This window comes from Streptomyces sp. 1114.5 (assembly GCF_003635085.1).
Classification (GTDB): Bacteria; Actinomycetota; Actinomycetes; order Streptomycetales; family Streptomycetaceae; genus Kitasatospora.
This window is the reverse complement of the sequence record NZ_RBXE01000001.1, coordinates 1,530,087-1,555,634: the sequence shown is the minus strand read 5'-3', so window position 1 is coordinate 1,555,634 and position 25,548 is coordinate 1,530,087. Positions and strand designations below refer to the sequence as shown.

The 25,548-nt window shown below is 74.2% G+C and carries 24 protein-coding genes and 1 tRNA gene; 13 read left to right on the top strand and 12 right to left on the bottom strand.

Annotation, left to right across the window (positions count from 1 at the left end):
* Positions 1–14: 14 nt before the first annotated feature.
* Positions 15–749 (bottom strand): CoA pyrophosphatase, encoded by a 735-nt coding sequence (locus BX285_RS06795; RefSeq protein ID WP_097237148.1) that lies wholly within the window; start codon positions 747–749, stop codon positions 15–17.
* The gene (gene nth, locus BX285_RS06790; protein WP_121174694.1) at positions 746–1,702 is read right to left on the bottom strand and encodes an endonuclease III; all 957 of its coding nucleotides are present in this window, start codon (positions 1,700–1,702) and stop codon (positions 746–748) included. The genes BX285_RS06795 and nth overlap by 4 nt, the downstream gene beginning before the upstream one ends.
* 189 nt (positions 1,703–1,891) lie before the next feature.
* On the opposite strand from nth, the gene BX285_RS06785 reads away from it, so the two are divergent.
* Positions 1,892–2,509 carry an RraA family protein gene (locus BX285_RS06785; RefSeq protein ID WP_097237146.1) on the top strand — a complete coding sequence of 206 codons (618 nt, stop codon included), beginning with the start codon at positions 1,892–1,894 and terminating at the stop codon, positions 2,507–2,509.
* A 78-nt stretch (positions 2,510–2,587) separates the two neighbouring features.
* Here BX285_RS06785 and BX285_RS06780 read toward each other — a convergent pair whose 3' ends face one another.
* A complete protein-coding gene (locus tag BX285_RS06780; protein ID WP_121174693.1) occupies positions 2,588–3,412 on the bottom strand; it encodes an isocitrate lyase/phosphoenolpyruvate mutase family protein in 825 nt (274 codons plus the stop codon).
* A gap of 112 nt (positions 3,413–3,524) precedes the next feature.
* On the opposite strand from BX285_RS06780, the gene BX285_RS06775 reads away from it, so the two are divergent.
* Together BX285_RS06775 and BX285_RS06770 are read left to right on the top strand one after the other, a co-directional pair.
* Positions 3,525–4,532 carry a helix-turn-helix transcriptional regulator gene (locus BX285_RS06775; protein WP_121174692.1) on the top strand — a complete coding sequence of 336 codons (1,008 nt, stop codon included), beginning with the start codon at positions 3,525–3,527 and terminating at the stop codon, positions 4,530–4,532.
* Positions 4,533–4,724: 192 nt separating this feature from the next.
* Positions 4,725–5,399 (top strand): Crp/Fnr family transcriptional regulator, encoded by a 675-nt coding sequence (locus BX285_RS06770; RefSeq protein ID WP_030060009.1) that lies wholly within the window; start codon positions 4,725–4,727, stop codon positions 5,397–5,399.
* Between the two features lie 147 nt (positions 5,400–5,546).
* Here BX285_RS06770 and BX285_RS06765 read toward each other — a convergent pair whose 3' ends face one another.
* The 5 genes from BX285_RS06765 to BX285_RS06750 form a co-directional block, all read right to left on the bottom strand.
* Entirely contained in the window at positions 5,547–6,380 is an 834-nt protein-coding gene (locus tag BX285_RS06765; protein WP_097237143.1) for an MBL fold metallo-hydrolase, read from the bottom strand.
* A gap of 170 nt (positions 6,381–6,550) precedes the next feature.
* Complete coding sequence (locus BX285_RS37155; RefSeq protein WP_179852821.1) at positions 6,551–6,724, bottom strand: hypothetical protein; 174 nt, start codon at positions 6,722–6,724, stop codon at positions 6,551–6,553.
* 88 nt (positions 6,725–6,812) lie between these two features.
* A complete protein-coding gene (locus tag BX285_RS06760; RefSeq protein ID WP_121174691.1) occupies positions 6,813–7,679 on the bottom strand; it encodes an NUDIX hydrolase in 867 nt (288 codons plus the stop codon).
* A 63-nt stretch (positions 7,680–7,742) separates the two neighbouring features.
* Positions 7,743–8,210 carry a RidA family protein gene (locus tag BX285_RS06755; RefSeq protein ID WP_097237141.1) on the bottom strand — a complete coding sequence of 156 codons (468 nt, stop codon included), beginning with the start codon at positions 8,208–8,210 and terminating at the stop codon, positions 7,743–7,745.
* The gene (locus BX285_RS06750; RefSeq protein ID WP_094743074.1) at positions 8,207–8,365 is read right to left on the bottom strand and encodes a DUF4177 domain-containing protein; all 159 of its coding nucleotides are present in this window, start codon (positions 8,363–8,365) and stop codon (positions 8,207–8,209) included. The genes BX285_RS06755 and BX285_RS06750 overlap by 4 nt, the downstream gene beginning before the upstream one ends.
* Positions 8,366–8,577: 212 nt before the next feature.
* On the opposite strand from BX285_RS06750, the gene BX285_RS06745 reads away from it, so the two are divergent.
* Positions 8,578–9,651 (top strand): ArsA-related P-loop ATPase, encoded by a 1,074-nt coding sequence (locus BX285_RS06745; protein WP_097237140.1) that lies wholly within the window; start codon positions 8,578–8,580, stop codon positions 9,649–9,651.
* Positions 9,648–10,832, top strand: coding sequence for an ArsA family ATPase (locus BX285_RS06740; protein ID WP_097237139.1), 1,185 nt, complete (start codon positions 9,648–9,650; stop codon positions 10,830–10,832). The genes BX285_RS06745 and BX285_RS06740 overlap by 4 nt, the downstream gene beginning before the upstream one ends.
* Before the next feature lie 97 nt (positions 10,833–10,929).
* Here BX285_RS06740 and BX285_RS06735 read toward each other — a convergent pair whose 3' ends face one another.
* Positions 10,930–11,253, bottom strand: coding sequence for a WhiB family transcriptional regulator (locus tag BX285_RS06735; protein WP_033333275.1), 324 nt, complete (start codon positions 11,251–11,253; stop codon positions 10,930–10,932).
* Positions 11,254–11,755: 502 nt separating this feature from the next.
* Between BX285_RS06735 and BX285_RS06730 the strand changes: the two genes are divergently transcribed.
* Complete coding sequence (locus tag BX285_RS06730; RefSeq protein WP_259470454.1) at positions 11,756–14,011, top strand: transglycosylase domain-containing protein; 2,256 nt, start codon at positions 11,756–11,758, stop codon at positions 14,009–14,011.
* Positions 14,012–14,183: 172 nt separating this feature from the next.
* Here BX285_RS06730 and BX285_RS06725 read toward each other — a convergent pair whose 3' ends face one another.
* Positions 14,184–14,636: a GatB/YqeY domain-containing protein gene (locus BX285_RS06725; protein ID WP_097237137.1), complete on the bottom strand. Its 453-nt coding sequence runs from the start codon at positions 14,634–14,636 to the stop codon at positions 14,184–14,186.
* Positions 14,637–14,832: 196 nt separating this feature from the next.
* Here BX285_RS06725 and BX285_RS06720 point away from each other — a divergent pair, with 196 nt between their 5' ends.
* The 3 genes from BX285_RS06720 to BX285_RS06710 all read left to right on the top strand — a co-directional run bounded on the left by BX285_RS06720 (position 14,833) and on the right by BX285_RS06710 (position 16,649).
* Positions 14,833–15,531, top strand: a complete 699-nt coding sequence (locus BX285_RS06720) for an ABATE domain-containing protein (RefSeq protein WP_121174690.1) — start codon at positions 14,833–14,835, stop codon at positions 15,529–15,531.
* Positions 15,531–16,475: a metallophosphoesterase gene (locus tag BX285_RS06715; RefSeq protein WP_121174689.1), complete on the top strand. Its 945-nt coding sequence runs from the start codon at positions 15,531–15,533 to the stop codon at positions 16,473–16,475. Before BX285_RS06720 ends, BX285_RS06715 begins: the two co-directional genes overlap by 1 nt.
* A 100-nt stretch (positions 16,476–16,575) precedes the next feature.
* Positions 16,576–16,649 (top strand) — tRNA-Pro (locus BX285_RS06710).
* A 190-nt stretch (positions 16,650–16,839) separates the two neighbouring features.
* Here the strand turns inward: BX285_RS06710 and BX285_RS06705 are convergent.
* On the bottom strand, positions 16,840–19,611 hold the full coding sequence (locus BX285_RS06705) for an AAA family ATPase (RefSeq protein WP_121174688.1): 2,772 nt from the start codon (positions 19,609–19,611) through the stop codon (positions 16,840–16,842).
* 159 nt (positions 19,612–19,770) lie between these two features.
* Between BX285_RS06705 and BX285_RS06700 the strand changes: the two genes are divergently transcribed.
* The 4 genes from BX285_RS06700 (at position 19,771) to BX285_RS06685 (ending at position 24,668) form a co-directional block, all read left to right on the top strand.
* Positions 19,771–20,148, top strand: coding sequence for a nuclear transport factor 2 family protein (locus tag BX285_RS06700; RefSeq protein ID WP_121174687.1), 378 nt, complete (start codon positions 19,771–19,773; stop codon positions 20,146–20,148).
* 197 nt (positions 20,149–20,345) lie between these two features.
* Positions 20,346–21,803, top strand: coding sequence for an MFS transporter (locus BX285_RS06695; RefSeq protein ID WP_121174686.1), 1,458 nt, complete (start codon positions 20,346–20,348; stop codon positions 21,801–21,803).
* 214 nt (positions 21,804–22,017) lie between these two features.
* Complete coding sequence (locus tag BX285_RS06690) at positions 22,018–23,943, top strand: prolyl oligopeptidase family serine peptidase (RefSeq protein ID WP_121174685.1); 1,926 nt, start codon at positions 22,018–22,020, stop codon at positions 23,941–23,943.
* Positions 23,940–24,668: a hypothetical protein gene (locus BX285_RS06685; protein ID WP_147465122.1), complete on the top strand. Its 729-nt coding sequence runs from the start codon at positions 23,940–23,942 to the stop codon at positions 24,666–24,668. The genes BX285_RS06690 and BX285_RS06685 overlap by 4 nt, the downstream gene beginning before the upstream one ends.
* A 31-nt stretch (positions 24,669–24,699) precedes the next feature.
* Here the strand turns inward: BX285_RS06685 and BX285_RS06680 are convergent, their stop codons facing one another.
* The gene (locus BX285_RS06680; RefSeq protein WP_097237125.1) at positions 24,700–25,488 is read right to left on the bottom strand and encodes an SURF1 family protein; all 789 of its coding nucleotides are present in this window, start codon (positions 25,486–25,488) and stop codon (positions 24,700–24,702) included.
* Positions 25,489–25,548 lie beyond the last annotated feature (60 nt).

The window sequence follows — 25,548 nt, the reverse complement described above, 5'->3', positions numbered from 1 at the left end:
GCGCCGACGGCCGTTCACACGGTGCCGGCGTCGCCGCCCGGCAGCACCCGGGAGTGTTCGAGGTCGCCCTGGACGAGGGCGAGCGCCTCGTCCGAGAGGTCGACGATCCGGGACGGATCCCAGGGCACCTCCAGGCCGCTGTGGTGCAGCACCCGGTCGATCACCCCGGCGGTGAAACCCCAGACCAGCCGTCCGGCGACCGCGAAGGCCGGGCCGACGTGGCCGGACGGATGGCGCAGCCGCACCCGGTTCGCCGGGTCGGCCAGATCGGCGATCGGCACCCGGAACACCGCGCCGGTCTCGCCCGCGTCCACCGGGCGCACCGGCGACTCCTCGCGCCACCAGCCGAGCACCGGGGTCACCACGAAGCGGCTGACCGGGATGTACAGCCGGGGCAGCGCCGCGAACACCTGCACCCCGGCCGGGTCCAGGCCGGTCTCCTCCCAGGCCTCGCGCAGCGCCGCCGCGATCGGGCCCGGGCCGTCCGGGTCGCCGTCCTCCGGATCCAGCGCGCCGCCCGGGAAGGACGGCTGGCCGGCGTGCGAACGCAGCGAACGGGCCCGCTCGATCAGCAGCAGGTCCGGGCCCTCCGGGCCCTCGCCGAACAGCATCAGCACCGCCGCCGCGCGGCCGCCGTCGGGCGGCGGCAGGAAGCGGCTCAGCTGCTCCGGCAGCACCCGCTCGGCCGCCACCCGGACCGGCTCCAGCCAGGTCGGCAGGTCGTCCCGCTCGATGACCCGCTCGCTCATGCGCCCACCGCCAGGTCCGCGACCTGCCCGTGGTGGGCGGCGGCGTCGGCACGGGCGGCCGCCTCGCCGGGGAAGTCGGCCGGCGGCTTCAGCCGCTGGCCGGGCTGTCCGCCCATTTCGTACTTGAGCAGCTTGCGGGCCTGCTCCGGGTCGGTCACGCCCTCGCCGTAGGCGGGGCAGAGCGGCGCGATCGGGCAGGCGCCGCAGGCGGGCTTCTGGGAGTGGCAGATCCGGCGGCCGTGGAAGACCACGCGGTGCGAGAGCATCGTCCACTCCGACTTCGGGAAGATCTCGGCGACGGCCGCCTCGACCTTCACCGGGTCCTCCTCGGCCGTCCAGCCGAACCGCCGGGCCAGTCGCCCGAAGTGGGTGTCGACCGTGATGCCGGGGACGCCGAAGGCGTTGCCCAGGACGACGTTGGCGGTCTTGCGGCCGACGCCGGGCAGGGTCACCAGGTCGGCCAGACGGCCCGGGACCTCGCCGCCGAACTCGTCGCGCAGCGCGACCGAGAGGCCGATCAGCGCCTTCGCCTTGTTCCGGAAGAAGCCGGTCGGGCGGATGATCTCCTCCAGCTCCTCCGGGTTCGCCGCCGCCATGTCCTCCGGCGTCGGGTACGCGGCGAACAGCGCCGGGGTGGTCTGGTTCACCCGCAGGTCGGTGGTCTGCGCCGACAGCACGGTGGCCACCAGCAGTTGGAAGGGGTTCTCGAAGTCCAGCTCCGGGTGCGCGTACGGGTACAGCTCCGCCAACTCGCGGTTGATCCTCCGGGCCCGACGCACCATCGCCAGGTGCGACTCGGGCTTCCTCGGCCGCACGGCGGGCCTGCTCGCCGGCTTCTCCGCTGCCGCCTTCTTCGCCGCCGGCTTCTCCGCTGCCGCCTTCTTCGCCGCCGCCTTCGTCACCGCCGGCTCGGCCTTCGGCGCCGCCGCTTTCCGGACCTTGCTCTCTGCCATGCACGAAGGCTACGCCGACGGGCGGGCGGCTCGGGAGTGATCACGTACGGAAAGTGGTTCTGGCCAGGGCGTGTTGTCCCATGGCGGGGCGGCGAAGCAGTCGACCGACGCCCTCGGCCGGGGCGACCGACCTCAAGGTCACTAGTCTTCCGACGAGCCGACGAACCGACGAACGAATGGCGAGGACGCATGGACACGGAATTCAAGGACATTCCCACCACCACCCTGGCCGATGTCCTGGGCCGCGACCGGGTCATGGACATCGGCATGCGCCCGCTCTGGGCCGGGATGCCCCGGGTGGCCGGACCGGCCTTCACCGTGCAGTGCCCGCCCGGCGACAACCTGATGCTGCACGCGGCGATCCACCGGGCCGAGCCCGGATCGGTGATCGTGGTCGAGTCCGGCGACCTCGACTACGCGCTGGCCGGCGGCAACGTGTGTGCCGTGGCGCAGCGCCGGGGCGTGGCGGCCTTCGTGGCCGACGGCCTGATCCGCGACCTCGGCGAGGTGCGGGAGCTGGGCTTCCCGGTCGTCGCCCGCGGGGTGATCCCGATCCCCGGGGCGAAGGACGCGCTGGGCACGCACGGCGCCGAGGTGCGCTGCGGCGGTGTGCGGGTCGCGCCCGGCGACGTCGTGGTGGCCGACGAGGAGGGCGTGGTGGTGGTGCCCGCCGCCGACCGGGAGCGGGTCCTGGCGGCGGCCCGGGCGAAGCTGGCCAAGGAGGCCGGCGAGACCCTGGACGACTGGGAGGCCGCGCACCGCGCCCGGATCGACCGGGCCCTCGCCGAGCTGGGCTTCCAGGACTGACCGGCGCGCCGCTGCGCCCCGGGACCGGCCCCGGCCCCACCTCCGACCGGCCCTCGGCCGGCGTCGCGGCCGCGTGGATCAGCCCCGGTACAGCCCGTTCAGCTCCCCGAAGCCGAGCGCCCCGTCGAGCTCCGTCAGCGTCCCGGCGCCCAGGAGTTCGGCGGCGGCGCGGCGGGCGGCGGTGTACGCGAGCTGGGCGAGGCCGGTGCCGAGGCTGATCCGCCGCACCCCCGTGGCGGCGAGCTCGGCCACGGTCGGCCCACCCGGGACGGCCATCGCGTTCACCGGCAGCGCCGAGCGCTTGCACAGCTCGGTGAGGGCGTCGAGGTCCAGCAGCCCGGGGACGAACAGGCCGTCGGCGCCCGCCTCGGCATAGGCCTCGGCCCGCTCCAGCACGTCGTCGAGCCCGCCCAGCCCGAACAGGAAGACGTCGGTGCGGGCGTTGACCACCAGCTCCGCCAGTCCGGCCCCGGCCGCCGCCGTACGGGCCGCGCGCAGCCGCTCGGCCTGCTCGGCGACCGGGAAGAGCGGGCCGCCGACGGCCGTCGAGTCCTCCAGGTTGACGCCGGCCGCGCCCACCCCGACCAGGGCCGTCACGGTCGCAGCCACGTCGGCGGGCAGCGGCCCGTACCCGCCCTCGGCGTCGACGGTGACCGGCAGGTCCACCGCCGCGACGATCCGCCGGGCCGCCTCGACCGCCGCCGCCCGGTCGAGCCGCTGGCCGTCGCCGTGCCCGAGCGACCAGGAGACGCCGCCGCTGGTGGTGGCGACTGCCTGCGCGCCGGCCGAGGCGATCACCGCGGCGCTGCCCGCGTCCCAGGCGTTGGGCAGCAGGAGCACACCGTCCGCGATCAGCTCGCGCAGCCGCAGCGCCCGCGCGCGGGACTCGGTGGTGGTGGGCATGGAGGCACCGGCTTTCGTACGGGATCGGTGGGGACGCAGGCATCCTGCGCCCGGCGCCGCCGCCCCTGCCAGTGATTAAGCTGGGGCTGAATCTTCCGCGGAGGGGGCCCGGATGCGTACCGAACTGCACTTCTCTGCCCAGGACTTGGCGCTGACCCGGTTCGCCGTCTCGCCGATGCAGGAGGTGGTGACCAGCCTGCGCGCCCTCGCCCACTCCCCCGTGCCGGCACTGCACCGCCGCTGGGCCGGGCGGGTCCGCGAGCGGTCGGCCGCCGCCGGGCCGGCGCTGGAACGGCTGGCCGCGCTGGTGCCGCCCACCGGCCACCTGCCGGACTTCCTCAACCCCGCCCCGACCGGCTTCTCCCCCACCCTCGCCGAGGAGCTGACCGCGATCACCGCCACCGGCGCCGGGCAGGTCCGGGTCGACCTCGACATCCTCGCCGCCGAGGCCGGCGGCCGGCTGCCGGCCCTCCTGGCGCCGCTGTACCGCGATCCGGCGGCGCAGCTGCCCCGGCTGGCCGCGGACATCGAGGCGTACTGGGAGCTGGCGCTCGCCCCGTACTGGGCCCGGATCCGCGCGCTGCTCGCGGCGGACGTCTTCCACCGCTCCCGGCAGGCCGCCGAGCACGGCACCGCGCGGATGCTGGGCGAGCTGCACGAGACGGTCCGCTGGGACGGCAGCGCGCTGCGGCTGGAGCAGCGGCACTGCGGGGTGACCCGGCTGAGCGCCGGGGCCGGGCTGCTGCTCCTGCCCTCGGCCTTCGCCTGGCCGCGGGTGCTCACCCGGGTCCTGCCGCCGGACCCGCCGCAGCTGATCTATCCGGCCCGCGGCACGGCCACCCTGTGGGAACGCCCGGCGGACACCACGGACCGGGCGGACGCACTGGCCGGCGTCCTCGGCCGCTCCCGCGCCCGGCTGCTGGCCGAACTGGACTCCCCGGGCTCGACCACCGAGCTGGCCCGCCGCACCGGGCTCTCCCCGGCCGGGGTCTCCCAGCACCTCACCGCCCTGCGCGCGGCGGGCCTGACCAGCGCCCACCGCGCCGGCCACGCCGTCCTCCACGCCCGTACGGCGGTGGGCGATTCCCTGTTCGGCCAGGGCGGACGGGCGTTCGAGTAGGACGCTCCCGGGCACCTCCGCGAGGCGTCCCGGACGATGACCTTCCGGTACGAATGGCCCCGCACGGCACACCTCGGCACACCCCCTCCTCATATGATCGGAGCGACATGCGCCATGCTTGGTGACGCAGAACACTGAACGGAACTTGCGCCGGACGGCCCACCAGCCGGACGGCCGAGAAGGAGGAAGCACGTGGACGACGTTCTGCGGCGCGCCGCACTCTTCGCGGCACTCGACGACGAACAGGCCGGCGAGCTGCGCGCTTCCATGACCGAGGTCACCCTCGCCCGTGGGGAGTCACTGTTCCACGAGGGCGACCCGGGCGACCGGCTCTACGTCGTCGCGGAGGGCAAGGTCAAGCTGCACCGCGCCTCGCCTGACGGCCGCGAGAACATGCTGGCCGTCCTCGGCCCCAGCGAGATGATCGGCGAGCTGTCGCTGTTCGACCCCGGCCCGCGCACCGCCACGGCCAGCGCGCTGACCGAGGTCAAGCTGCTCGGCCTGGGCCACGGCGACCTGCAGCCCTGGCTGCACGCCCGCCCCGAGGTCTCCATCGCGCTGCTGCGGGCCATCGCCCGGCGGCTGCGCCGGACCAACGACGTGATGTCCGACCTGGTCTTCTCCGACGTGCCCGGCCGTGTCGCCAAGGCCCTGCTGGACCTCTCCCGGCGCTTCGGCGTGCAGTCCGACGAGGGCATCCACGTCGCCCACGACCTCACCCAGGAGGAGCTGGCCCAGCTGGTCGGCGCCTCCCGCGAGACGGTCAACAAGGCGCTCGCCGACTTCGCCGGCCGCGGCTGGCTGAAGCTGGAGGCGCGCGCGGTGGTCCTGCTGGACGTCGAGCGGCTGTCGCGCCGCTCGCGCTGACGCTGCGAGCGCACCGAGCGCACCAAGCGCTCCGAGCACCGCGAAGGGCCCGTCCGGACGGACGGGCCCTTCGGCGTTCGCGAGTCGTTCGCGGGTGGTGCGCAGGGCGGGCGCGGGCGGGCCGCCGGGCCCCGGCAGGCGCGGGGGTCAGTCGAGGCCCGGGATCAGCCCGTGCTCCTCCAGGTAGTCCAGCTGGGCCCGCACGGACAGCTCGGCGGCCGGCCAGAGCGCCCGGTCCACGTCGGCGTAGACCCGCGCGACCACCTCGGGGGCCGTCCGGCAGCCCGTCTCGACCGCGGTCTCCACCTGGGCGAGCCGGTTGGCCCGGTGGGCCAGGTAGTAGTCGACGGCGCCGAGCGCGTCCGCCAGCACCGGGCCGTGGCCGGGCAGCACGGTCCGTACGCCGTGCTGGGCGGCCATCGTGTGCAGCCGGCGCAGCGAGTCCAGGTAGTCGCCCAGCCGGCCGTCGGGGTGCGCGACCATCGTCGTGCCGCGGCCGAGCACGGTGTCGCCGGTGAGGATCGCGCCGTCCTCCGGCAGGTGGAAGGTCAGCGAGTCCGAGGTGTGGCCAGGGGTGGCCACCACCCGCAGGTCCAGGCCGCCGACGTCCAGCCGCTGGCCGCCAACCAGGCCCTCGGAGCCCAGTCGGTGCGCCGGGTCCAGGGCCCGCACCTCGGTGCGGGTCAGCTCGGCGAACCGGGCCGCGCCCTCGGAGTGGTCGGCGTGGCCGTGGGTGAGCAGGGTCAGCGCGATCCGCTTGCCCCGCTCCTCCGCGAAGTCGATCACCCGGCGCAGGTGGCCCTCGTGCAGCGGGCCCGGATCGATCACCACGGCGAGGTCCGAGCCGGGCTCGGAGAGCAGCCAGGTGTTGGTGCCGTCCAGCGTCATGGGCGACGGATTCGGCGCCAGCACGCACAGCGCCCGAGGAGTGGCCTCGCCGCCGACGACGACGGCGGGGTCACCCGGCAGAAGGCCGCTCATGCGCCCACCTCGCTGCGCTCGGCAGCCGCTTCGCGCAACGCGCACCTCACGATGATTCGCTCGCTCCGCTCGCTCATGCGCCCACCTCGCTGCGCTCGGCAGCCGCTTCGCGCAACGCGCACCTCACGATGATTCGCTCGCTCATGTGCAGACCTCGGTGGTTCGCTCGATCACCGGCTGCTCTCTCCATCTCGGTGCAGGGCCCGCAGCGGCAGCGCCCGGACGAGGGCGCGCTGTGCCACCTCGACGAACGGGACCGGGCTGTCGCAGGCCGGGGTACGGGGGATCAGGCGTCGGGCGGGCATCTCGGGTGCCGTCCGGCGAGCCACGTCGTTGTGGGTCATCGGGCGTCGGTCCTTTCTCTGCGCGATGTGCGGTGATCCGCGGTGATCTACGGCGATCTGCGGTTCTGCGGTGGTGCGGGCGGATGGTTCAGGAGTCCTCGGGGAACTCCCCGTCGATGGTCAGCTCGTCGTACCCGGGCCAGCGGACCGTCATGCGGTCCCCCCGGACCTCGGCCCGGCCCAGGACCGGCGTCAGTGGGCGGTCGGCGGCCGCGGCCAGCGCCTCGGCGGCGGTCCGGACCTGCGACAGCTCGCGCAGCACCGTGACGGTCGGCGGCAGCATGCCGAACCGGCCCTCCTGGTACCCGCGGACCGCCTCGGCCGGGCTCAGCCAGGCGACCCGGTCGGCCTCGCCGACCTCCAGGGCGGCGCGCTGGCCGGAGGGCAGGGCGGCCACGAAGAACCAGGTGTCGTACCGGCGCTCCTCGAACTCCGGGGTCACCCAGCGGGCCCAGCCGCCCAGCAGGTCGCTGCGCAGCACCAGGCCGTGGTCGCGCAGGAACTCGGCGAAGGACAACTCGTGCGCCTCCAGCGCGGCCCGCTCGGCGGACCAGTCGCGGGGCGCGGCGACGCTGTCCGCGTCCGGGCCGGCGAGCAGCACGCCGGCCTCCTCGAAGGTCTCGCGGACGGCCGCGCAGACCACCGCCCGGGCCGTCCGGGCGTCCACCCCGAGCCGGCGCGCCCACTCCTCGGGCGACGGCCCGGCCCAGCCCGGCTCGACCTCGGCGTCCCGCGGGTCCACGCCGCCGCCCGGGTAGGCGTACATGCCGGCCGCGAAGGCCATCGAGGTGCGTCGGCGCAGCAGGTAGGCCTCCGGCCCGGCGGCGGCGTCGCGCAGCAGCACGACGGTCGCGGCGGGCCTGGGCACCGGCGGGGTCAGCACGCCGGAGTCGACCGCCCGGATCCGGGCGGGCCAACCGGGCGGCATCGGGAGCGTCGTGGCTCGATGGTCCATGCCCGGATGCTAAGCGCACGGAGGCGGGGTTGGACAGGCCCAACCCCGCCTCGACGATCACACTCAGCCGGTCGTGACCCGCACCTGCAGCTCGACCTCGACCGGGGCGTCCAGCGGCAGCACCGCGACGCCGACGGCGCTGCGGGCGTGCACGCCCGCGACACCCAGCACCTTGCCCAGCAGCTCGCTGGCGCCGTTGACGACGGCCGGCTGACCGGTGAAGTCGGGGGCGGAGGCGACGAAGCCGACGACCTTGACGACCCGCTCGATCCGGTCCAGGTCTCCGATCACCGACTTCACGGCGGCCAGGGCGTTCAGCGCGCAGATCTGCGCGAGCTCCTTGGCCTCCTCCGGGGACACCTCGGCGCCGACCTTGCCGGTGCTGACCAGCTTGCCCTCGACCACCGGGAGCTGACCGGAGGTGAACACGAACTCACCGGACCGCACGGCCGGCACGTACGCGGCGACCGGGGCGGCCACCTCGGGCAGGGTCAGGCCCAGCTCGGCGAGCTTCGCCTCCACGGCGCTCATGCGTTCTTCTCCCGCTTGAAGTAGGCCACCAGCTGCTCCGGGTTCGGGCCGGGCACGACCTGGACGAGCTCCCAGCCGTCCTCGCCGAAGTTGTCCAGGATCTGCTTGGTGGCGTGCACCAGCAGGGGCGCCGTCATGTATTCCCACTTGGTCATGGCCAGACTCTAGACGAGCCGCCGAGGCGATCGGCTCCCCCGGGCGGGCGGCGTGTGAGGTGGGGCACAAAGAGGGCATGATCAGGCCTGGCAACCCAGGTGCTCCGGGCATCCGGTGCGGTCCCTGGTTACCCTCGCGAGAGGGCACCCTGGTGAGGGGCACCCTCGGCAGGAGGGGACGCCCGTAGGACGGAGACGGACGGAGACGGAGCGTGGCACGCACCCCCGGCCAGGCGGACCGGCGCGACCCCGACTGGGAGGGCGTCCGGCTGCACGTGGTCAGCGGCAAGGGCGGCACCGGGAAGACCACGCTGGCCGCGGCGCTGGCCCTGGCGCTCGCCGCGGACGGCGGGCGGGTGCTGCTGATCGAGGTCGAGGGGCGGCAGGGCATCGCCGAGCTCTTCGGGATCGCCGCCCTCCCGTACGAGGAACGCCGGATCGCCTCGGCCTCCCGCGCCCAGCTGGGGCTCCCCGCCGGGGAGGCCGGCGCCGGCGAGGTGTTCGCGCTGGCGATCGACACCGAGCAGGCGCTGCTGGAGTACCTGGAGATGTTCTACAAGCTCGGCCGGGCCGGCAAGGCGCTGCAGAAGGTCGGCTTCGTGGACTTCGCCACCACCGTCGCGCCCGGCGTCCGGGACGTCCTGCTCACCGGCAAGGCCTGCGAGGCGACCCGGCGCAAGGACCCGGACGGCCGGCGGCGCTACGACGCGGTGGTGATGGACGCACCGCCGACCGGACGACTGACCCGGTTCCTGAACGTCAACGCCGAGGTCGCCGGGCTGGCCAGGATCGGCCCGATACACACCCAGGCGCAGGCCGTGATGCGGGTGCTGAAGTCCCCGGAGACCGCGGTGCACCTGGTCACCCTGCTGGAGGAGATGCCGGTGCAGGAGACGGTCGACGGCATCGGGGAGCTGCGCGAGGCCAGGCTCCCGGTGGGCGGGGTGATCGTCAACATGGTCCGGCCCCCGCTGCTGGACGCGGCGGCGGTGGCCGCGGTGGACGGCGACCACCGCGAGGACGTCGCCCTGGCGCTCGGGGAGGCCGGGCTCGGCGGCCGCTCGCGCAAGCCGGAGACGGTCCGGGCGGCGGTGGAGCCGCTGCTCGACCCGCTGCTGGAGCAGGCCAGGGAACACGCCGAGCGGGTCGAGCTGGAGCGCGCGCAGCGCACCGACCTGCAGCAGCTGCGCATCCCGACGTACGAACTTCCGCTGCTGGGTGAGGGCGTGGACCTCGGCGCGCTGTACCGGCTGGCGGGCGAACTGAAGCGGCAGGGGGCGGCATGAGCACCGGCGGCACGGGCACCGGCGGGGTGCGGAGCACCGGGAAGCGGCTCGCGGTGGACGAGCTGATCGACGACCCGAAGACCAGGATCGTCGTCTGCTGCGGCTCGGGCGGCGTCGGCAAGACGACCACCGCCGCGGCGATCGGCCTGCGGGCCGCCGAACGCGGCCGCAAGGTCGTCGTGCTGACCATCGATCCGGCCCGCCGGCTCGCCCAGTCGATGGGCCTGACCGAGCTGGACAACACCCCCCGGGTGGTCAAGGGGGTGACCGGCGAGGGGGAGCTCCAGGCCATGATGCTGGACATGAAGCGGACCTTCGACGAGGTCGTGCTGGCCCACGCCGAGCCCGAACGGGCCAGGGCGATCATGGAGAACCCCTTCTACCAGTCCCTGTCGGCCGGCTTCGCGGGCACGCAGGAGTACATGGCGATGGAGAAGCTGGGGCAGCTGCGCGCCGCCGAGGAGTGGGACCTGATCGTCGTGGACACCCCGCCGTCCCGCTCGGCACTGGACTTCCTGGACGCCCCCAACCGGCTCGGGTCCTTCCTGGACGGCCGGGTGATCCGGATCCTGACCGCCCCGGCCAAGGTCGGCGGGCGCAGCGCGATGCGGTTCCTGAACGCCGGGATGGGCCTGCTCACCGGCACCCTGGGCAAGATCTTCGGCGCCCAGCTGCTCACCGACGTGCAGACCTTCGTCAGCGCGATGGACTCGATGTTCGGCGGCTTCCGCGAGCGCGCCGACCGCACGTACCAGCTGCTCAAGGCGCCGGGCACGGCGTTCCTGGTGGTGGCCGCGCCGGAGCGGGACGCGCTGCGCGAGGCGGCGTACTTCGTCGACCGACTGGCCGCGGACCGGATGCCGCTGGCCGGGCTGGTGCTCAACCGGGTGCACGGCACGGGCGCCCCGCAGCTCACCGCGGAGCGGGCGCTGGCGGCGGCCGAGGCCCTGGAGGAGAACGGCTCGGAGCACTCCTCGCCGGAGGCGGAGCTGCTCGCGGCCGGGCTGCTGAGGCTGCACGCCGAGCGGATGCAGATCATGGGGCGGGAGCGCCGCACCCGCGACCGCTTCGTCTCGGTCTACCCGGACGTGCCGATCGTGGAGGTCCCGGCGCTGCCGGGCGACGTGCACGACCTGGAGGGGCTGCGGGCCATCGGGGACCGGCTCAGCGGGGCGTCGTAGCGCGGTGCTGCACCGGGCGGCGCCGCTCCTGGCCGACCAGGGCTCGGCCTGCGGCGCTGCGGCCGGGGCTCGGCGCGGTGGCGGTGCCGGGCCGGGCTCAGCCCGCCTGGGCGTAGTCCGTCAGTATCACGCCGGTCGCGAGGGACTCCTCGTACTCGGTGCGGGCCGTCTCCAGCAGCCTCCGCCACGACATGACCGTCGGGCGGCGGCGCAGCAGCGCCCGGCGCTCGCGCTCCGTCATCCCGCCCCAGACCCCGAACTCCACCCGGTTGTCCAGGGCGTCCGCGAGGCACTCCGTCCGCACGGGGCAGCCGCTGCAGACCGCCTTCGCGCGGTTCTGTGCCGCCCCCTGGACGAACAGTTCGTCCGGATCACTCGTGCGGCAGGCGGCCTGCGCACTCCAGTCGTCAACCCAGCCCATCCCGGCGCCGTCCTCTCCCGTATTCGAGGCTCCCCCACGGCGGCAACGGCATATTCACCGTTGCCAGTTGAGGACGTTACGGAAGAACGACAGCTTGCAACAGCCCCTTCAGGCTCAATCTCGAATGACCCAATCGGACTATGGGTATCGGTCAGCTCACTCGTTGGAGTGATCGCAGGTCGCACGACTTGCCGACTGTGGCGGCCGTACTCTCGCCACAGGTGTCATCACTCAGCGCAACGGTTCACACGGGTACAGCAGGCCACAGCTGCCTCAAAACCCGGCCATCCCTGGGCAATTCGGGCAAGTCTCTCCACCCACAAGAGTGAATGATGTTGACGCAGCGAAGCTGTCGCAAGCTTGTGACAAGCCTAGGCGAACACCTGCCCCGATGTGCGGGATTCCGGGACGTAGGGTTCTCCTCATGGCACCGAAGCGCCCCCAGGCACCCCAGCCCCCAGGCAACACCGGAGCTCCGCGCGGCAGGACCGGCGGATCACCGTTGGACCACGTCGGCAACGGCGTGAAGTTCCTGGGCGTCAGCGTGCTCTCCGGAGTCCTGCTGGCCGGCCTCGCCCTGCCCGCCGTGGGCGCCATCGGGCTGACCGCCAAGGACACGGCGGAGAGCTTCGACAACATCCCCGACGACTTCAAGACGCCGCCGCTCACCCAGGCCACCCAGATCTTCGACGCCAAGGGCGGCCTGATCGCCAAGGTCTACGAGCGCGACCGCACCGTTCTCACCGCCGACCAGATGTCGCCGTTCATGCGGCAGGCCCAGGTGGACATCGAGGACGCCCGCTTCTACGAGCACGGCGCCGTCGACCTCAAGGGCATCCTCCGCGCGGTCAGCAAGAACGCCGAGAGCGGCACCACCTCGCAGGGCGCCTCGACGCTGACCCAGCAGTACGTGAAGAACGTCAACGTGGAGAAGGCCGGCGACGACCAGGCGGCCGTCCTGGAGGCCCAGCGCAAGACCCTGGGCCGCAAGATCCAGGAGCTCAAGGTCGCCATCAAGCTGGAGGAGGACCTGAGCAAGGACCAGATCCTCACCAACTACCTCAACATCACCTTCTACGGCCACCAGGCCTACGGGGTCGAGGCCGCCTCCCAGCGCTACTTCAGCAAGAGCAACAAGGACCTGACCATCGCCGAGTCCGCCACCCTGGCCGGCCTGGTGCAGAACCCGTCGCAGTACGACCCGGTGCGCTACCCCGAGAACACGGTCAAGCGCCGCAACGTCGTGATCGACAAGATGCTCGAAAACAAGCACATCACCGCCGACCAGGCCAAGGAGGCCAAGGCCGCCCCGCTGGGCCTGAAGTACAAGGACCCGCAGAACGGCTGCATCACCGCCCAGGCCGGCATGGGCTTCTTCTGCGACTACGTCCGCCACGTGATCAAGCAGGACCCGGCCTTCGGCAAGAGCGCCGAGGAGCGCAAGAAGCTCTGGGACACCGGCGGCCTGAACATCTACACCACCCTGGACCCGGACAAGCAGGCCGCGGCCCAGAACGCGGTGACCAAGCTGGTGTACGTCACCGACCCGGTGTCGGCCGCCGCGACCATGATGGAGCCGGGCACCGGCAAGATCCTCGCGATGGCCCAGACCCGCCCGTACGGCCTGGACACCAACAAGAACCAGACCGTCGTCAACCTCAACGTCGACGCGGCGATGGGCGGCGGCAACGGCTTCCAGCCCGGATCGACCTTCAAGCCGATCGTGGCCGCCGCCGCCCTGGAGTCCGGGATCCCGCCGACCCAGCAGTACAAGTCGGAGAACCGCATCGAGTGGCCGACGGTGAAGACCTGCGAGGGCACCTGGAAGAACATGGAGAAGGGCAAGGCCCGGACCGTGCCCAACGAGTCCGAGAACGAGAAGGGCCCGTACGACCTCAAGACGGCGATGGCCATGTCGGTCAACACCTACTTCGTCGAGATGGAGGCCGACATGGGCCTCTGCCCGGTGAAGCAGATGGCCAACAAGCTCGGCATCACCGCCAAGGCGAGCGGCAAGCCGCTCGAAGAGGTCCCCTCGATGGGTCTCGGCGTGCAGGAGATGTCCCCGCTGACCATGGCGAACGTCTACGCGACCTTCGCCGCGCGCGGCAAGTACTGCACCCCGATCGCCATCAACAAGATCACCACGGTGGACGGCAAGGACGTGCCGGTCCCGCAGTCGGCGTGCAGCCAGGCCTTCTCCGAGCAGACCGCCGACGCACTGAACACCGTGCTGAGCGGTGTGACCGAGAAGGGCACCGGTAAGGACCTCGGTCTGGAGGACGGCCGCCCGATCGCCGGCAAGACCGGTACCTCGGACGAGAAGCGCGCCGCCTGGTTCAGCGGCTACACCCCGCAGCTGGCCACCTCGGTCTGGCTCGGCGGCCCGGCCGGCGGTGTGCCGATGAAGAACATCAAGATCGGCCCGACGCCCTTCACCGAGGTCTTCGGCGCCACCGGCCCCGGCCCGATCTGGCGCATGGCGATGAACCAGGCCCTGAAGGGCGCCCCGGTGCAGCAGCTGCCCACGGCGAGCATCCCGGACATGCCCAAGCCCGACCCCAACCCGGCCACCCCGCCGGCCGACCCGAACGCCCAGCCCCAGCAGCCGGCCGGCAACCCGCCGCCGCCGGTCGCGAACCCCGGCGGTGGCAACAATGCCGGCGGGATGATCGGCGGCGGGTTCACCTTCCCGCCGGGCGTCATCGGCGGCGGCAACGGGAACAACGGCGGGAAGCACGGCGGCGGCAACGGCTGACCGCCCGCCCGGGCCCTCGGGTCTACCGGGCCCTCGGAACAGAGCGAAGGGGCGTCCTCCGGTTCGGAGGACGCCCCTTCGGCTTCTTGCTGCGTGACGGCCAGTCAGCCATGGGTGGCCCCCGCCCCCGCAGGGCCTCCGGGGGCGCCCGGGCCGCCCGGGCCGCCCGGGGTCAGGACAGCGCGGCCTTCACGGCGGCGGCGACCCGGCCGCCCTCGGCCAGCCCCTCCACCTGGGGCTTCACCAGCTTCATCACGGCGCCCATCGCCTGCGGACCGGTCGCCCCGGTCTCCGCCACGGCGGCGGCCACGATTCCGGCCAGCTCCTCGTCGGACAGCTGCTTGGGGAGGTAGGCCGCGAGCAGCTCGCCCTCCGCCCGCTCCCGGGCCGCCTGGTCGGTGCGGCCGGCACCGTCGAAGGCCTCGGCGGCCTCCCGGCGCTTCTTCGCCTCGCGGCCGATCACCTTCAGCACCTCGGCGTCGGACAGCTCGCGCTTCTGCTTGCCCGCCACCTCCTCGCTGGTGACGGCGGCCAGCGTGAGCCGCACGGTGGACGCGCGCAGCTCGTCCCGGTCCCTGATCGCAGCCGTGAGGTCTTCCTGCAGCTGCTCCTTGAGCGTTGTCATTTCCTCTTCTTATCCTTCGGCTGTAGGAGTCTCAACCAGGTTTCCACCGGGCATCCACTGCGGTTTGCACAGGTGACCGAGTATGCCCCGTCAGGGGCGGCCGACCGGCGCGTGACGACGCGCCCGCCAACGGGCGCTGCCCGCGGGCGACCCGGTCACCGTAACCCGTATACCCGGTTACACCTATCCTGCTCCCATGACCGACGGAGACCATCGGAACGCCACCCCGCCAGGGCTGCTCCTCACCACCCCCACGGGCACCAGCTTCCACTTCGACCCCGGCGCCCTCTGCCTCGAACTGCTCACCACCGGCGGCCCCGGCCCGTACGCCCGCTACGAGGTCCTGCACCGGCCCGCCGACCTCACCGCCTGGCTCCCGCAGTCCCGGCTGCGACTGCCCGCCGACACCATCCGGGTGACCGCCGAAGAACTGGCCGCCGCCCGCACCCTGCGCGACGCGCTCTGGCGCCTCGCCGCCGCCCGCGCCCACGGCGAAACCGGCGCCGCCGAGGACTACGCCACCCTCAACCAGGCCGCCGAGCACCCCCCGCTCGTCCCCCGGATCGCCCCGGACGGCACCGCCGCCGCCCCGGCGCCCGCCGACGGCTCCCAGCTGGTCTCCACCCTCGCCCGGGACGCCATCGCCCTGCTCACCGGCCCGTACGCGGACCGGATCCGCGAGTGCGGCGCGCACAACTGCCAACTGGTCTTCGTCGACACCTCCCGGCCCGGCCGGCGGCGCTGGTGCTCGATGGAACGCTGCGGCAACCGCCACAAGGTCCGCGCCCTGCGCGCCCGCCGCGAAACCGAGGAACCCCCGCACCCCCTCCAGCCCTCCCCCGCCCCTTCCTCCGGGCGTTCACCGGCTGATCCACCGTCTGAGAGCATGGGCTGATGCGACCGCTGTACTCCGTTCCCCTCGGCATCGCCGCCGCCGGCGCCGCCTGCCTCGCCTACTCCGCCGGGTACGAGGTCCGGGCCTTCCGCCTCCGCCGGGTCGAGGTCCCCGTCCTCCCGCACGGCGCCCGGCCCCTCCGGATCCTGCAGGTGTCCGACATCCACATGGTGAGCGGGCAGGGCAAGAAGCAGCGCTGGCTGAAGAGCCTGGCCGGCCTGCGCCCCGACCTCGTGGTCAACACCGGCGACAACCTCTCCGACCCGCTCGGCGTCCCGGCCGCCCTCGACGCGCTCGGACCGCTCATGGAGTTCCCGGGCGTCTACGTCTTCGGCTCCAACGACTACTACGGCCCGGCCCGCAAGAACCCGGCCCGCTACCTCCAGGCCATGCGCAGCGGCGTCCACGGCATGAACAACCCGGACGGCTCCGCCCGCCGCGGCATCACCGGCGCCGTCCACAACCCCTGGGAGAAGCTCCGCGACGGCTTCGACGCGGCCGGCTGGCTCAACCTCACCAACACCCGCGGCCGCCTCACCCTGAACGGCCTCGACCTGGAGTTCACCGGCCTCGACGACCCGCACATCCGCCGCGACCGCTACAGCGAGGTCGCCGGCGGCCCCTCCCCCGACGCCGACCTCTCCCTCGCCGTCGTCCACGCGCCCTACCTGCGCGTCCTCGACGCCTTCACCGCCGACCGCTACCCGCTGATCCTCGCCGGCCACACCCACGGCGGCCAGCTCTGCATCCCCTTCTACGGCGCCCTGGTCACCAACTGCGACATCGACACCCGCCGGGTCAAGGGCCTCTCCACCCACACCGCCGGCGGCCACCGCTCCCACCTCCACGTCTCCGCCGGCTGCGGCACCAACCGCTACACCCCCGTCCGCTTCGCCTGCCCCCCCGAAGCCACCCTCCTCACCCTCACCCCGGCCCCCCGCTGACCCCCACCGGACGCCCGCCCGAAACCGGATTTCGTGTCTCGGCGAGCGTCCGGTAGAGTTCTACTCGTTGCGACGGAGACAGAGCAACAAACCGCAGGACCGGGGTGTGGCGCAGCTTGGTAGCGCGCTTCGTTCGGGACGAAGAGGCCGTGGGTTCAAATCCCGCCACCCCGACCCAGTGCAGAGGGCCCATCGGAGAGATCCGATGGGCCCTCTGACGTTGTGTGCCCCGCCGCCCCGGCGCCTCATCACCCGGCCGTCGTGCCGTCAGCCCCGCGGGCCCGCTGCCCGGGCCTCATCGACCGCGGGTCCGCCACCCCACCACCGGTGCCCCGCCGGGTGCGTCTCGCGACGGCACGCGGTCTCAGAGGACGGTGGTGAGTTCGGTGCGGGAGGTGATGTTGAGCTTCGGGTAGGCCTTGTAGAGGTGGTGGGCGACGGTTCGGGGGCTGAGGAAGAGCTGGGCGGCGATGTCTCGGTTGGTGAGGCCCTGGGCGGCGAGGCGGGCGATCTGGAGTTCCTGGGGGGTGAGGGGGGACTGCGGGGCGGTGCCGGTGGGGGTGGGGGCCGGGGTGCCGGTGGCGGAGAGCTCGGTGCGGGCGCGGGCGGCCCAGGGGTGGGCGGCGAGGCGGTCGAAGGTTTCCAGGGCGGCGCGCAGGTGGGGGCGGGCGTCGGTGCGGCGGCGGGTGCGGCGCAGCCATTCGCCGTAGAGGAGGGTGGTGCGGGCCTGTTCGAACGGGCGGTGGGCCGTTTCGTGCAGGTCGAGGGCGGCGCGGTAGGCGGGTTCGGCGAGTTCGTCGGGGCCGAGCAGGGCCTGGCAGCGCAGCCGGAGGGCTTCGGCCCACGGGCGGTCGGCGGCGGCCGTCCAGCGGGCGAAGCGCTCGTACGGTTCGGCGGCGCGGTCGGGGGTGCCGAGGCGGACGGCGGCCTCGACCAGGTCGGGGACGGCCCGGGTGGCGCTGACGTGGTGCCGGTGCGGGCCGGTGGTGAGGGTGTGGAGGCGGTCGGCGGCGTCGCCGGCGCGGCCGTGGCCGAGGTCGAGCAGGGCGAGCGACCACTGGACCCAGGGGAGGCCGGCCGCGGGGGCGGCGGTCTGCGGGCCGGTGGTGGCGAGGGCAGTGGCGGCGAGTTCGGTGCACTGCTCGCTGCGGCCGTCCAGCGCGGCCAGGTGGGCGAGCAGCGCGGCGAGTTGGCTGACCCATTGGTGCTGGCCGGTGTCCCGGGCGAGGGTGAGGGCTTCGGTGGCGGTGACTTCGGCGTCGCGGTGGCGGCCGTGGAAGAGTTCGGCTTCGGCGAGGAAGAACTGCAGCGTCGGCATCACCCCGAGGGTGCCCTTGGCGCGGGCTTCGGCGACCAGTTCGGCGCCGAGTTCGGCGGTCTCCTCGTCGCGGCCGAGGATCAGGGCGGCTCCGCACAGTTGGACCAGGTCGACGGGGCTCTCGGCGCCGGCCCGGCGGGCGGCTTCGGCGGTCTCCCGGGCGGTGGGCAGCGGCTCCGCGGGCCGGCCGAGGGCCGGGAGGACGGCGGCGGGCAGGTGGCGGGCGAGCGGGGCGAGCGGGTGACCGTCGGCGAGCGGGAGGGCGGCGAGGCGGTCGAGGACGGCGACGACCGGTTCCTCGCCCGCGTACCAGGCGGTGTGGAAGGCCTGGAACAGCATCCGGGCGGCGTACACCGGGTCGATGCCGGTGCCGGCCGCGTCGAGCAGCAGCCGGTAGGCGGTCGGGTGGGAGCCGCGCCAGAAGTGCGCGGTGGCCCGGACCTGGTCGAGCAGGGCGTGCGCCAGGGTGTCCTCGGTACGGGCGGCGGCCTCGTCGGCGAGCGCTTCGGCCCGTACCAACTCGCCTTCCTCGGTGGCCGCTTCGGCGGCCAGGACGAGCCGGCGGGTGGCGGTGTCGCGGTCCGGGGTGAGCCGGGCGGCGCGCTCGTACGCGGCGGCGCCACCGCGGCCGCCCCCGCGTTCGGCCCGGACGGCGGCGCGCTCCAGCGCGTCGGCGAGGTCGGCGTCGGGGGCGGTGGCGGCCAGGGCGAGGTGCCAGGTGCGGCGGTCGCCGTCGGGCAGGGCGTCGGCGACGGCCCGGTGGACGGCCGACTTCTGGTGGTGCGGCGCGCGTTGGACGATCGCCGAGCGCAGCAGCGGGTGCCGGAAGGCGATCCGGCGATCGCCGGTGACCGTCACCAGCCCCGACTCCTCGGCGGGAGCGAGGTGTTCGGCGGTGACGCCGAGCGCGGCCGCGGCGGGCAGGACGACGTCGAGTTCGCCGCTCTCCTCGGCGGCGGCGACGAGGAGCAGGGTCTGGGTCGCCGCGGGCAGGCCGGTGACCTGGCCGTGGAAGGCGATCAGCAGTCGGCTGGTGAGCGGGAGGCCGCCCGGCGCGGGGGCCTGCGGCCCTGCGGCGACCGGGAGTTCGGTGAGCGCCAGCGGGTTGCCGGCGGCCTCGGCGAGCAGCCGGTCGCGGACGGCGGCGGGCAGCTCGGTGCCGGCCCGCCGGGTCAGCAGCCGGGTGGCGTCGGCCTGGTCCAGGGCGGTCACTTCCAGCTCGGGGAGGCCGAGCCGGCGCTCCACCGAAGCGCCGACGCCCCCGGCGCCGGCACCGGCATGGCTGCGGGCGGCGAGCAGCAGCGCCACCCCCTCGGCCTGGAGCCGACGGGCGGCGAGCAGCAGCGCGTCCAGTGAGGCCCGGTCCAGCCACTGCACATCGTCCAGGACGCACAACAGCGGCTGCTCGGTGGCGAGTTCGGCGAGCAGGCCGAGCGTGGCGAGCCCGACCAGCAGCCGGTCGGCCGGCCCGCTGCTCCCGGCCCCGCCGTCGGCCGACCCGCCCCCGGCGCCACCCTCGGCCAGCCCGAACGCCGCCTCCAGGGCCCGCCGTTGCGGACCCGGCAGGGCGTCCAGCCGGTCCAGGCCGGGCGCGAGCAGCAGGCTCAGCCCGGCGTACGGCAGCTCGGCCTCGTACTCGACGCCCGCCGCCCGGACCACCCGGAACGCCTCCCCCGCCCGCGCGACCGCGTCGTCCAGCAACGCGGTCTTGCCGATCCCGGCCTCGCCGCGGAGCAGCAGGACACCGCTGCGCCCCGCCCGCGCCGCGTCCAACAGCCCGGCCACGGCGGCCTGTTCGCCTTCCCTCCCGTACAGCATGGCCCCGACCCTACCCAGCCGAGCCTCCGGCAGCTCCGCCGGGACCTACGTACTCCCATGCCCATACGTGACGGATTCGCCGCTGCCCGCCCGTCCCTACCTTGGTGAGCACCGGACCGAACGACCGGCCGACCACCCACCGGACCACGGGAGATGACGATGACCGAGATCACCACCGCCGCCCTCCAGCAGCTCGCCGAGCGCTACCTCGCGGTGTGGAACGAGACCGACCCGGCGGCCCGCCGCAAGCTGATCGACGAGGTGTGGTCCGAGGACGGCCGCTACACCGACCCGCTGGCGGCGGTCGCCGGCCGGGACGCGATCGACGCGTTGATCGGTGCGGCCCAGGCGCAGTTCCCGGGGCTGGAGTTCACCCTCGGGCCGGTGGACGCGCACCACGACATCGCCCGCTTCACCTGGAACCTCGGCCCGGCCGGCGCGGAGCCGGTGGTGATCGGCTTCGACGTGCTGACGGCCACCCCGGACGGCCGGATCGGCGCGGTGTACGGCTTCCTCGACCGCGTGCCGGGCGCCTGAGGCCCACGGCCGCAGGAAACCAGCGCCAACCCGAGGGGCGAGCCCTCCCCGGCCCGCCCCTCCCCGGCAGGCCCGCCCCTCCCCGGCAGGCCCGCCCCTCCCCGGCAGGCCCGTCCATCCCCGACAGGCCCGTCCATCCCCGACAGGCATGCCCATCCCCGACAGGCATGCCCTGACCCCCGTGAGGAGAGCCCGAGATGACCACCTCCCTGCGTACTCGGCGACCCGCCCCCAGCCCGCCCCCACCCGCCCCGCCGCAGGCCCCCAAAGGGCTGCTGCCGGTCGTCCTGACCGCCACCTTCATGACGACCCTCGACATCTTCGTCGTCAACGTCGCCCTCCCCTCCCTCCAGGCCGACCTCGGCGCCGGCCCCGCCGTCGTCCAGTGGGTGATGGCCGGGTTCAGCCTGGCCCTCGCGGCCGGCCTGGTGACCGCCGGCCGCCTCGGCGACCGGTACGGCCGCCGCCGGATGTTCGGACTCGGCCTGGCCCTCTTCACCCTCGCCTCGGCCGGCTGCGGCCTCGCCCCGACCGCCGGCACGCTGGTCGGTGCCCGGGTGCTGCAGGGCCTGGCGGCGGCGCTGATGGGCCCGCAGGTGCTGACGATCCTGCGGACCGCGTTCGCCGGCGCGGAGCAGACGCGGGCCTTCGCCCGGTACGGGCTGACCATGGGCGTCGGCGGGGTGTTCGGCCAGCTGATCGGCGGCTTGCTGATCCGCGCGGACCTGTTCGGCCTCGGCTGGCGCAGCTGCTTCCTGATCAACCTGCCGATCGGCCTGGCCGCCCTCGTCATGGTCCGCCGCTGCCTGCCGGAGTCCCGCGCCCCGCAGCGGCCCGGCCTGGACCCGATCGGCGTGGTGCTGGCGACCGCCTCGCTGACCGCCCTGCTGCTGCCGCTGATCCAGGGCCCGCAGCTGGGCTGGCCGGTGTGGACCCACCTCTGCCTGGGCGCCTCGGTCGCCCTGCTCGCCGCCTTCGCCGTGCACCAGCACCACGCGACGACCACCGCCCACACCCTCACGGCCTCCACCCCGCTGGTCGACACCCGCCTCTTCCACAGCCGCGCCTTCAGCGCCGGCGTGCTCGCCCAACTCGCCTTCTGGCTCGGCCAGGGCTCCTTCTTCCTGGTGCTCGCCCTGCACCTGCAGTTCGGCCGCGGGCTGGACGCGCTCGGCGCCGGTCTGGTCTTCACCGCGATCGGCGTCGGCTACCTGATCACCTCCAACGCCACCCACCGGGTCACCGCCCGCCTGGGCGACCGCGGCACGATCACGGTCGGCGGCCTGTTGATGGCCGCCGGGCTGGCCCTGCTCGCCCTCTCCGCGTACGCCGCCTCCGGCGCCCACAGCGCCGCGGACGGCAGTGTCTGGTGGCTGGCGCCCGGCCTGTTCGTGGACGGCCTCGGCATGGGCCTGGTGATCGCCCCGGTCACGTCCGTCGTCCTGGAGGGCGTCGACCCGGGCCTGACCGGCTCCGCCGCCGGGGTGGTGGCGACCGTGCAGCAGGTCGGCGGGGCGCTCGGCATCGCGCTGATCGGCCTGGTCTACTACGGCGCCGACGACGCGACCGCCGCCTTCGGCCACAGCGTCCTGGCCCTGGCGGCGCTGGAACTGCTGTTGGTGGCCCTGGTCCGACTGCTGCCGCGCAGGGGCTGACCCCTCACTGACCCCTCACTGACCCCTCGCTGACCCCTCGCTGACCCGTCGTTGACCAGCCACTGACGCGCCGCTGACCAGACCCTGACCAGACCCTGACCGGCCGCTGACCGGCCGCTGACCAGACACCGACCTGCCACTGACCCCCCGCGCCCCCTCCGGGAACACCCCCGCCCCGTTCCATTCCCTCCCCCCGATCGGGTTGGATGGTCGGATGAGCGAGGAGAAGAGCGCCGTACCGGCGTGGGAGCAGCGGTTCAGGGCGGCCAGGGTGTCGCTGCCCGACTGGGCGGAGGACGCCCCCGACCGGGCGCTGTACGTGTCCAACGCGACCGGCACCTACGAGGTCTACGCCTGGGACCGCGCCACCGGCACCCACCGCCGGGTCACCGACCGCCCGAACGGCACCACCGACGCCGAGCTGTCCCCCGACGGCGCCTGGATCTGGTGGTTCGACGACAACGACGGCGACGAGTTCGGCGTCTGGCGCCGCCAGCCGTTCGAGGGCGGCCCGGACGAGGAGGCCGTGCCCGGCCTCGCCCCCTCCTACTCGGCCGGCCTGGCCCTCGGCCGGGACGGCTCCGTGGTCGTCGGCCGCTCCACCGACGAGGACGGCACCACCCTCCACCTGCGCCGCCCCGGCGCCACCGAGCCGGTCGAGATCTACCGGCACGCGGAGTACGGCGGCATCGGCGACCTGAGCCACGACGGCACGCTGCTCGCGATCGACCACACCGAGCACGGCGACGCGATGCACTCCGCGATCCGGGTCGTCCGCATCAAGGCCGACAGCACCGCGGACAGCACCGATGACACCGGCCCGACCACCGTGGAGACCGTCGCCGAACTGGACGAGGTCACCGGCCGGGACGAGCCGCGCGGCGTCGCCTGCCTCGGCTTCGCCCCGGTCGAGGGCGACACCCGGCTGCTGGTCGCCCACCAGCGCACCGGCCGCTGGGAGCCGATGATCTGGGACGTCGCCACCGGCGCCGAGACCGCGCTGCCGCTGCGCGACGAGCAGGGCCGCGAACTGCCCGGCGACGTCTCCGCGCAGTGGCGCCCCGGCGCCGAGGAACTGCTGGTGGAGCACGAGTACGAGGCGCGCAGCGAGCTGTTCTCCTACGCGCTCTCGGACGGCCGGCTCACCCGCCTGGACACCCCGCGCGGCACCGTCGGCGGCGCCACCGCCCGTCCGGACGGCACCGTCGAGTACCTGTGGTCCTCGGCGGCCGAGCCGTCCGCCGTCCGCTCCACCGCGGGGACGGTCGTGCTGCGGGCGCCCGGCGCGGTGCCGCCCGCATCGGTCCCGGTCGAGGACGTCTGGGTGGACGGGCCGGGCGGGCGGGTGCACGCCCTCGTGCAGCGGCCCGCCGGCACCAAACCGGAGGACGGCCCGGTCCCGACCGTCTTCGAGATCCACGGCGGCCCGACCCACCACGACAGCGACTCCTTCGCCGCCGGCCCGGCCGCCTGGCTGGACCACGGCTTCGCGGTGGTCCGGGTCAACTACCGCGGTTCGACCGGCTACGGCCAGGCCTGGACCGACGCCCTGCACGAGCGGGTCGGCCTGATCGAGCTGGAGGACATCGCGGCGGTCCGGGAGTGGGCGGTGGCCAGCGGCCTCGCCGACCCGCGCCGGCTGGTGCTCACCGGCGGAAGCTGGGGCGGTTACCTGACCCTGCTGGGCCTCGGCGTCCAGCCCGACGCTTGGGCGCTCGGCGTCGCCGCCGTACCGGTCGCGGACTACCCCACCGCGTACGCCGACGAGATGGAGGCGCTCAAGTCGCTGGACCGCACGCTCTTCGGCGGCACCCCGGAGGAGGTCCCGGAGCGCTTCGCCGCCTCCTCGCCGCTGACCTACGTCGAGCAGGTGCGGGTGCCGGTGTACATCAGCGCCGGGGTCAACGACCCGCGCTGCCCGATCCGGCAGATCGAGAACTACGTCGAGCGCCTGGAGCAGCTCGGCAAGCCGCACGAGGTGTACCGGTACGACGCCGGGCACGGGTCGCTGGTGGTGGAGGAGCGGATCAAGCAGCTGCGCCTGGAGATCGACTTCGTCCGACGGCACCTGGACGCGGCTGCGGGCATGTGGTCGGCGGACAACGCCACCGTGCGCAACGAAGGCGGGGAGTCCGCGTGAGACGGGTGCTGATACTCGCGGGGGCGGTGGTGGCCGGGGCCCTGGTGCTCACCGGCTGCTCCGGATCGCACAGCGACAACGCCTCCTGCCCGCCCCCGGTCGGCCCGCCGGCGCCGACTCCCCCGGCCGCCCAGCCGACCGTTCCCACCGTGCCCGGAACGCCCACCACCCCGGCCGCCCCCGGCGTCCCCGGCACCCCCGGCATCCCCGCCACGCCGCTCGCCACCGCGCCCCGGACGAGCACCGGCGGGGCAGGGGTCTCCGTCGTGCCGGCGGCGTACGAGCCGGGCGACGGGGCGGGGGACGGCACGATCCTCGCCAAGGGCTCGAAGGGATCGAGCGGCTCGTCGGGCTCCAAGGGATCATCCGGCTCGTCCGGTTCAAGCGGCTCCTCGGGTTCCTCGGGTTCGTCGGGCTCGAAGGGCTCCGGCTCCAAGGGCTCGAAGACCGGCCGCACCGTGCACCACCACATCGACCACTACGACTCGGACACCAGCACCGGCGGCGGCCACAGCCACTGCGCCGGCAACCCGACGTCGGTGCCCCTCGGCTCGACCACACCGGCCCAGCCGCCGTCCCAGCCGCCCGTCCCCCAGCCGGCCCAGCCACCGGTCGCGACACCGACCCCGCCGCCGCTGCCCGCACCGCAGAAGCCGACGGCCGTCCCCGCCGCCCCCGGCGCACCGGCCGTCCCGGGCGCACCGGCCGTCCCGACCAAGCGCTGAGCGGCCGGTCCGCCGGTCACCGCTCCACCGGTCAGTCCAGGACCGGGTCCAGTCCCAGGGCCCGGTCCTGCTCCGCCTCCGCCTCACGGCGCAGCAGGCGGTACCACATGAAGACGACGAAGCCCCCGAAGACGAACCACTCCAGCGTGTAGCCCAGGTTCTGGAACGCCCGCAGGGTGAGCCCGTCGCCGCCCTGCGGCTGCACCGTCGGCACCGGGGTCAGCCCGGCGGGCGCCTCGTCGGCGGCCACCCAGCCGTCGTACCAGCCGTCGTACTCCAGGACGTTCAGCAGCGAGGCCCGGTTGATCATGCCGAGCTGCCCGGCCGGCAGGCCGCCGGCCACCGCACCGTTGGCGCCCACGGCCTCGTTGGCCTGCAGCCGCCCGGTCACCGTCACCTGCCCGCCCGGCGCCGCAGCAGCCCCAGCCCCCACCTCCGGCGCCCCGGCCGTCCAGCCGCGCACCACGGCGACGGCGTGCCCGTCGGCGGTGCGCAGCGGGGTGAGCACGTAGTACCCCTGCTTGCCGTCCAACACCCGGTTCGGCACGAGGAGTTGGTGTTCGGTGTCGTAGCTGCCGATGACCGTGACCGGCTTGCCGACGGTCTCCGTGGTCACCTGCGGAGTCGTCGGGTTGAGCAGCGCGTCGATAGGGCGGGGATCACCCGAAGCAGTGATCGCGTTCTTGGTCTCCTGGTGCGTGGACACCCGGTCCTCGAAGCGGCCGAGCTGCCAGGAGCCCAGCCACACGCACACCGCCACGGCCGCCACGGCCAAAGCGGTGCCGCCCAGCCAGCGCGGAGTCAGGAGGAACCGGTACACACCCCCCACGGTAACCACTCCTCACACCCGGCCCGCCCCCAGGGGCAGGTGCCGGACGCC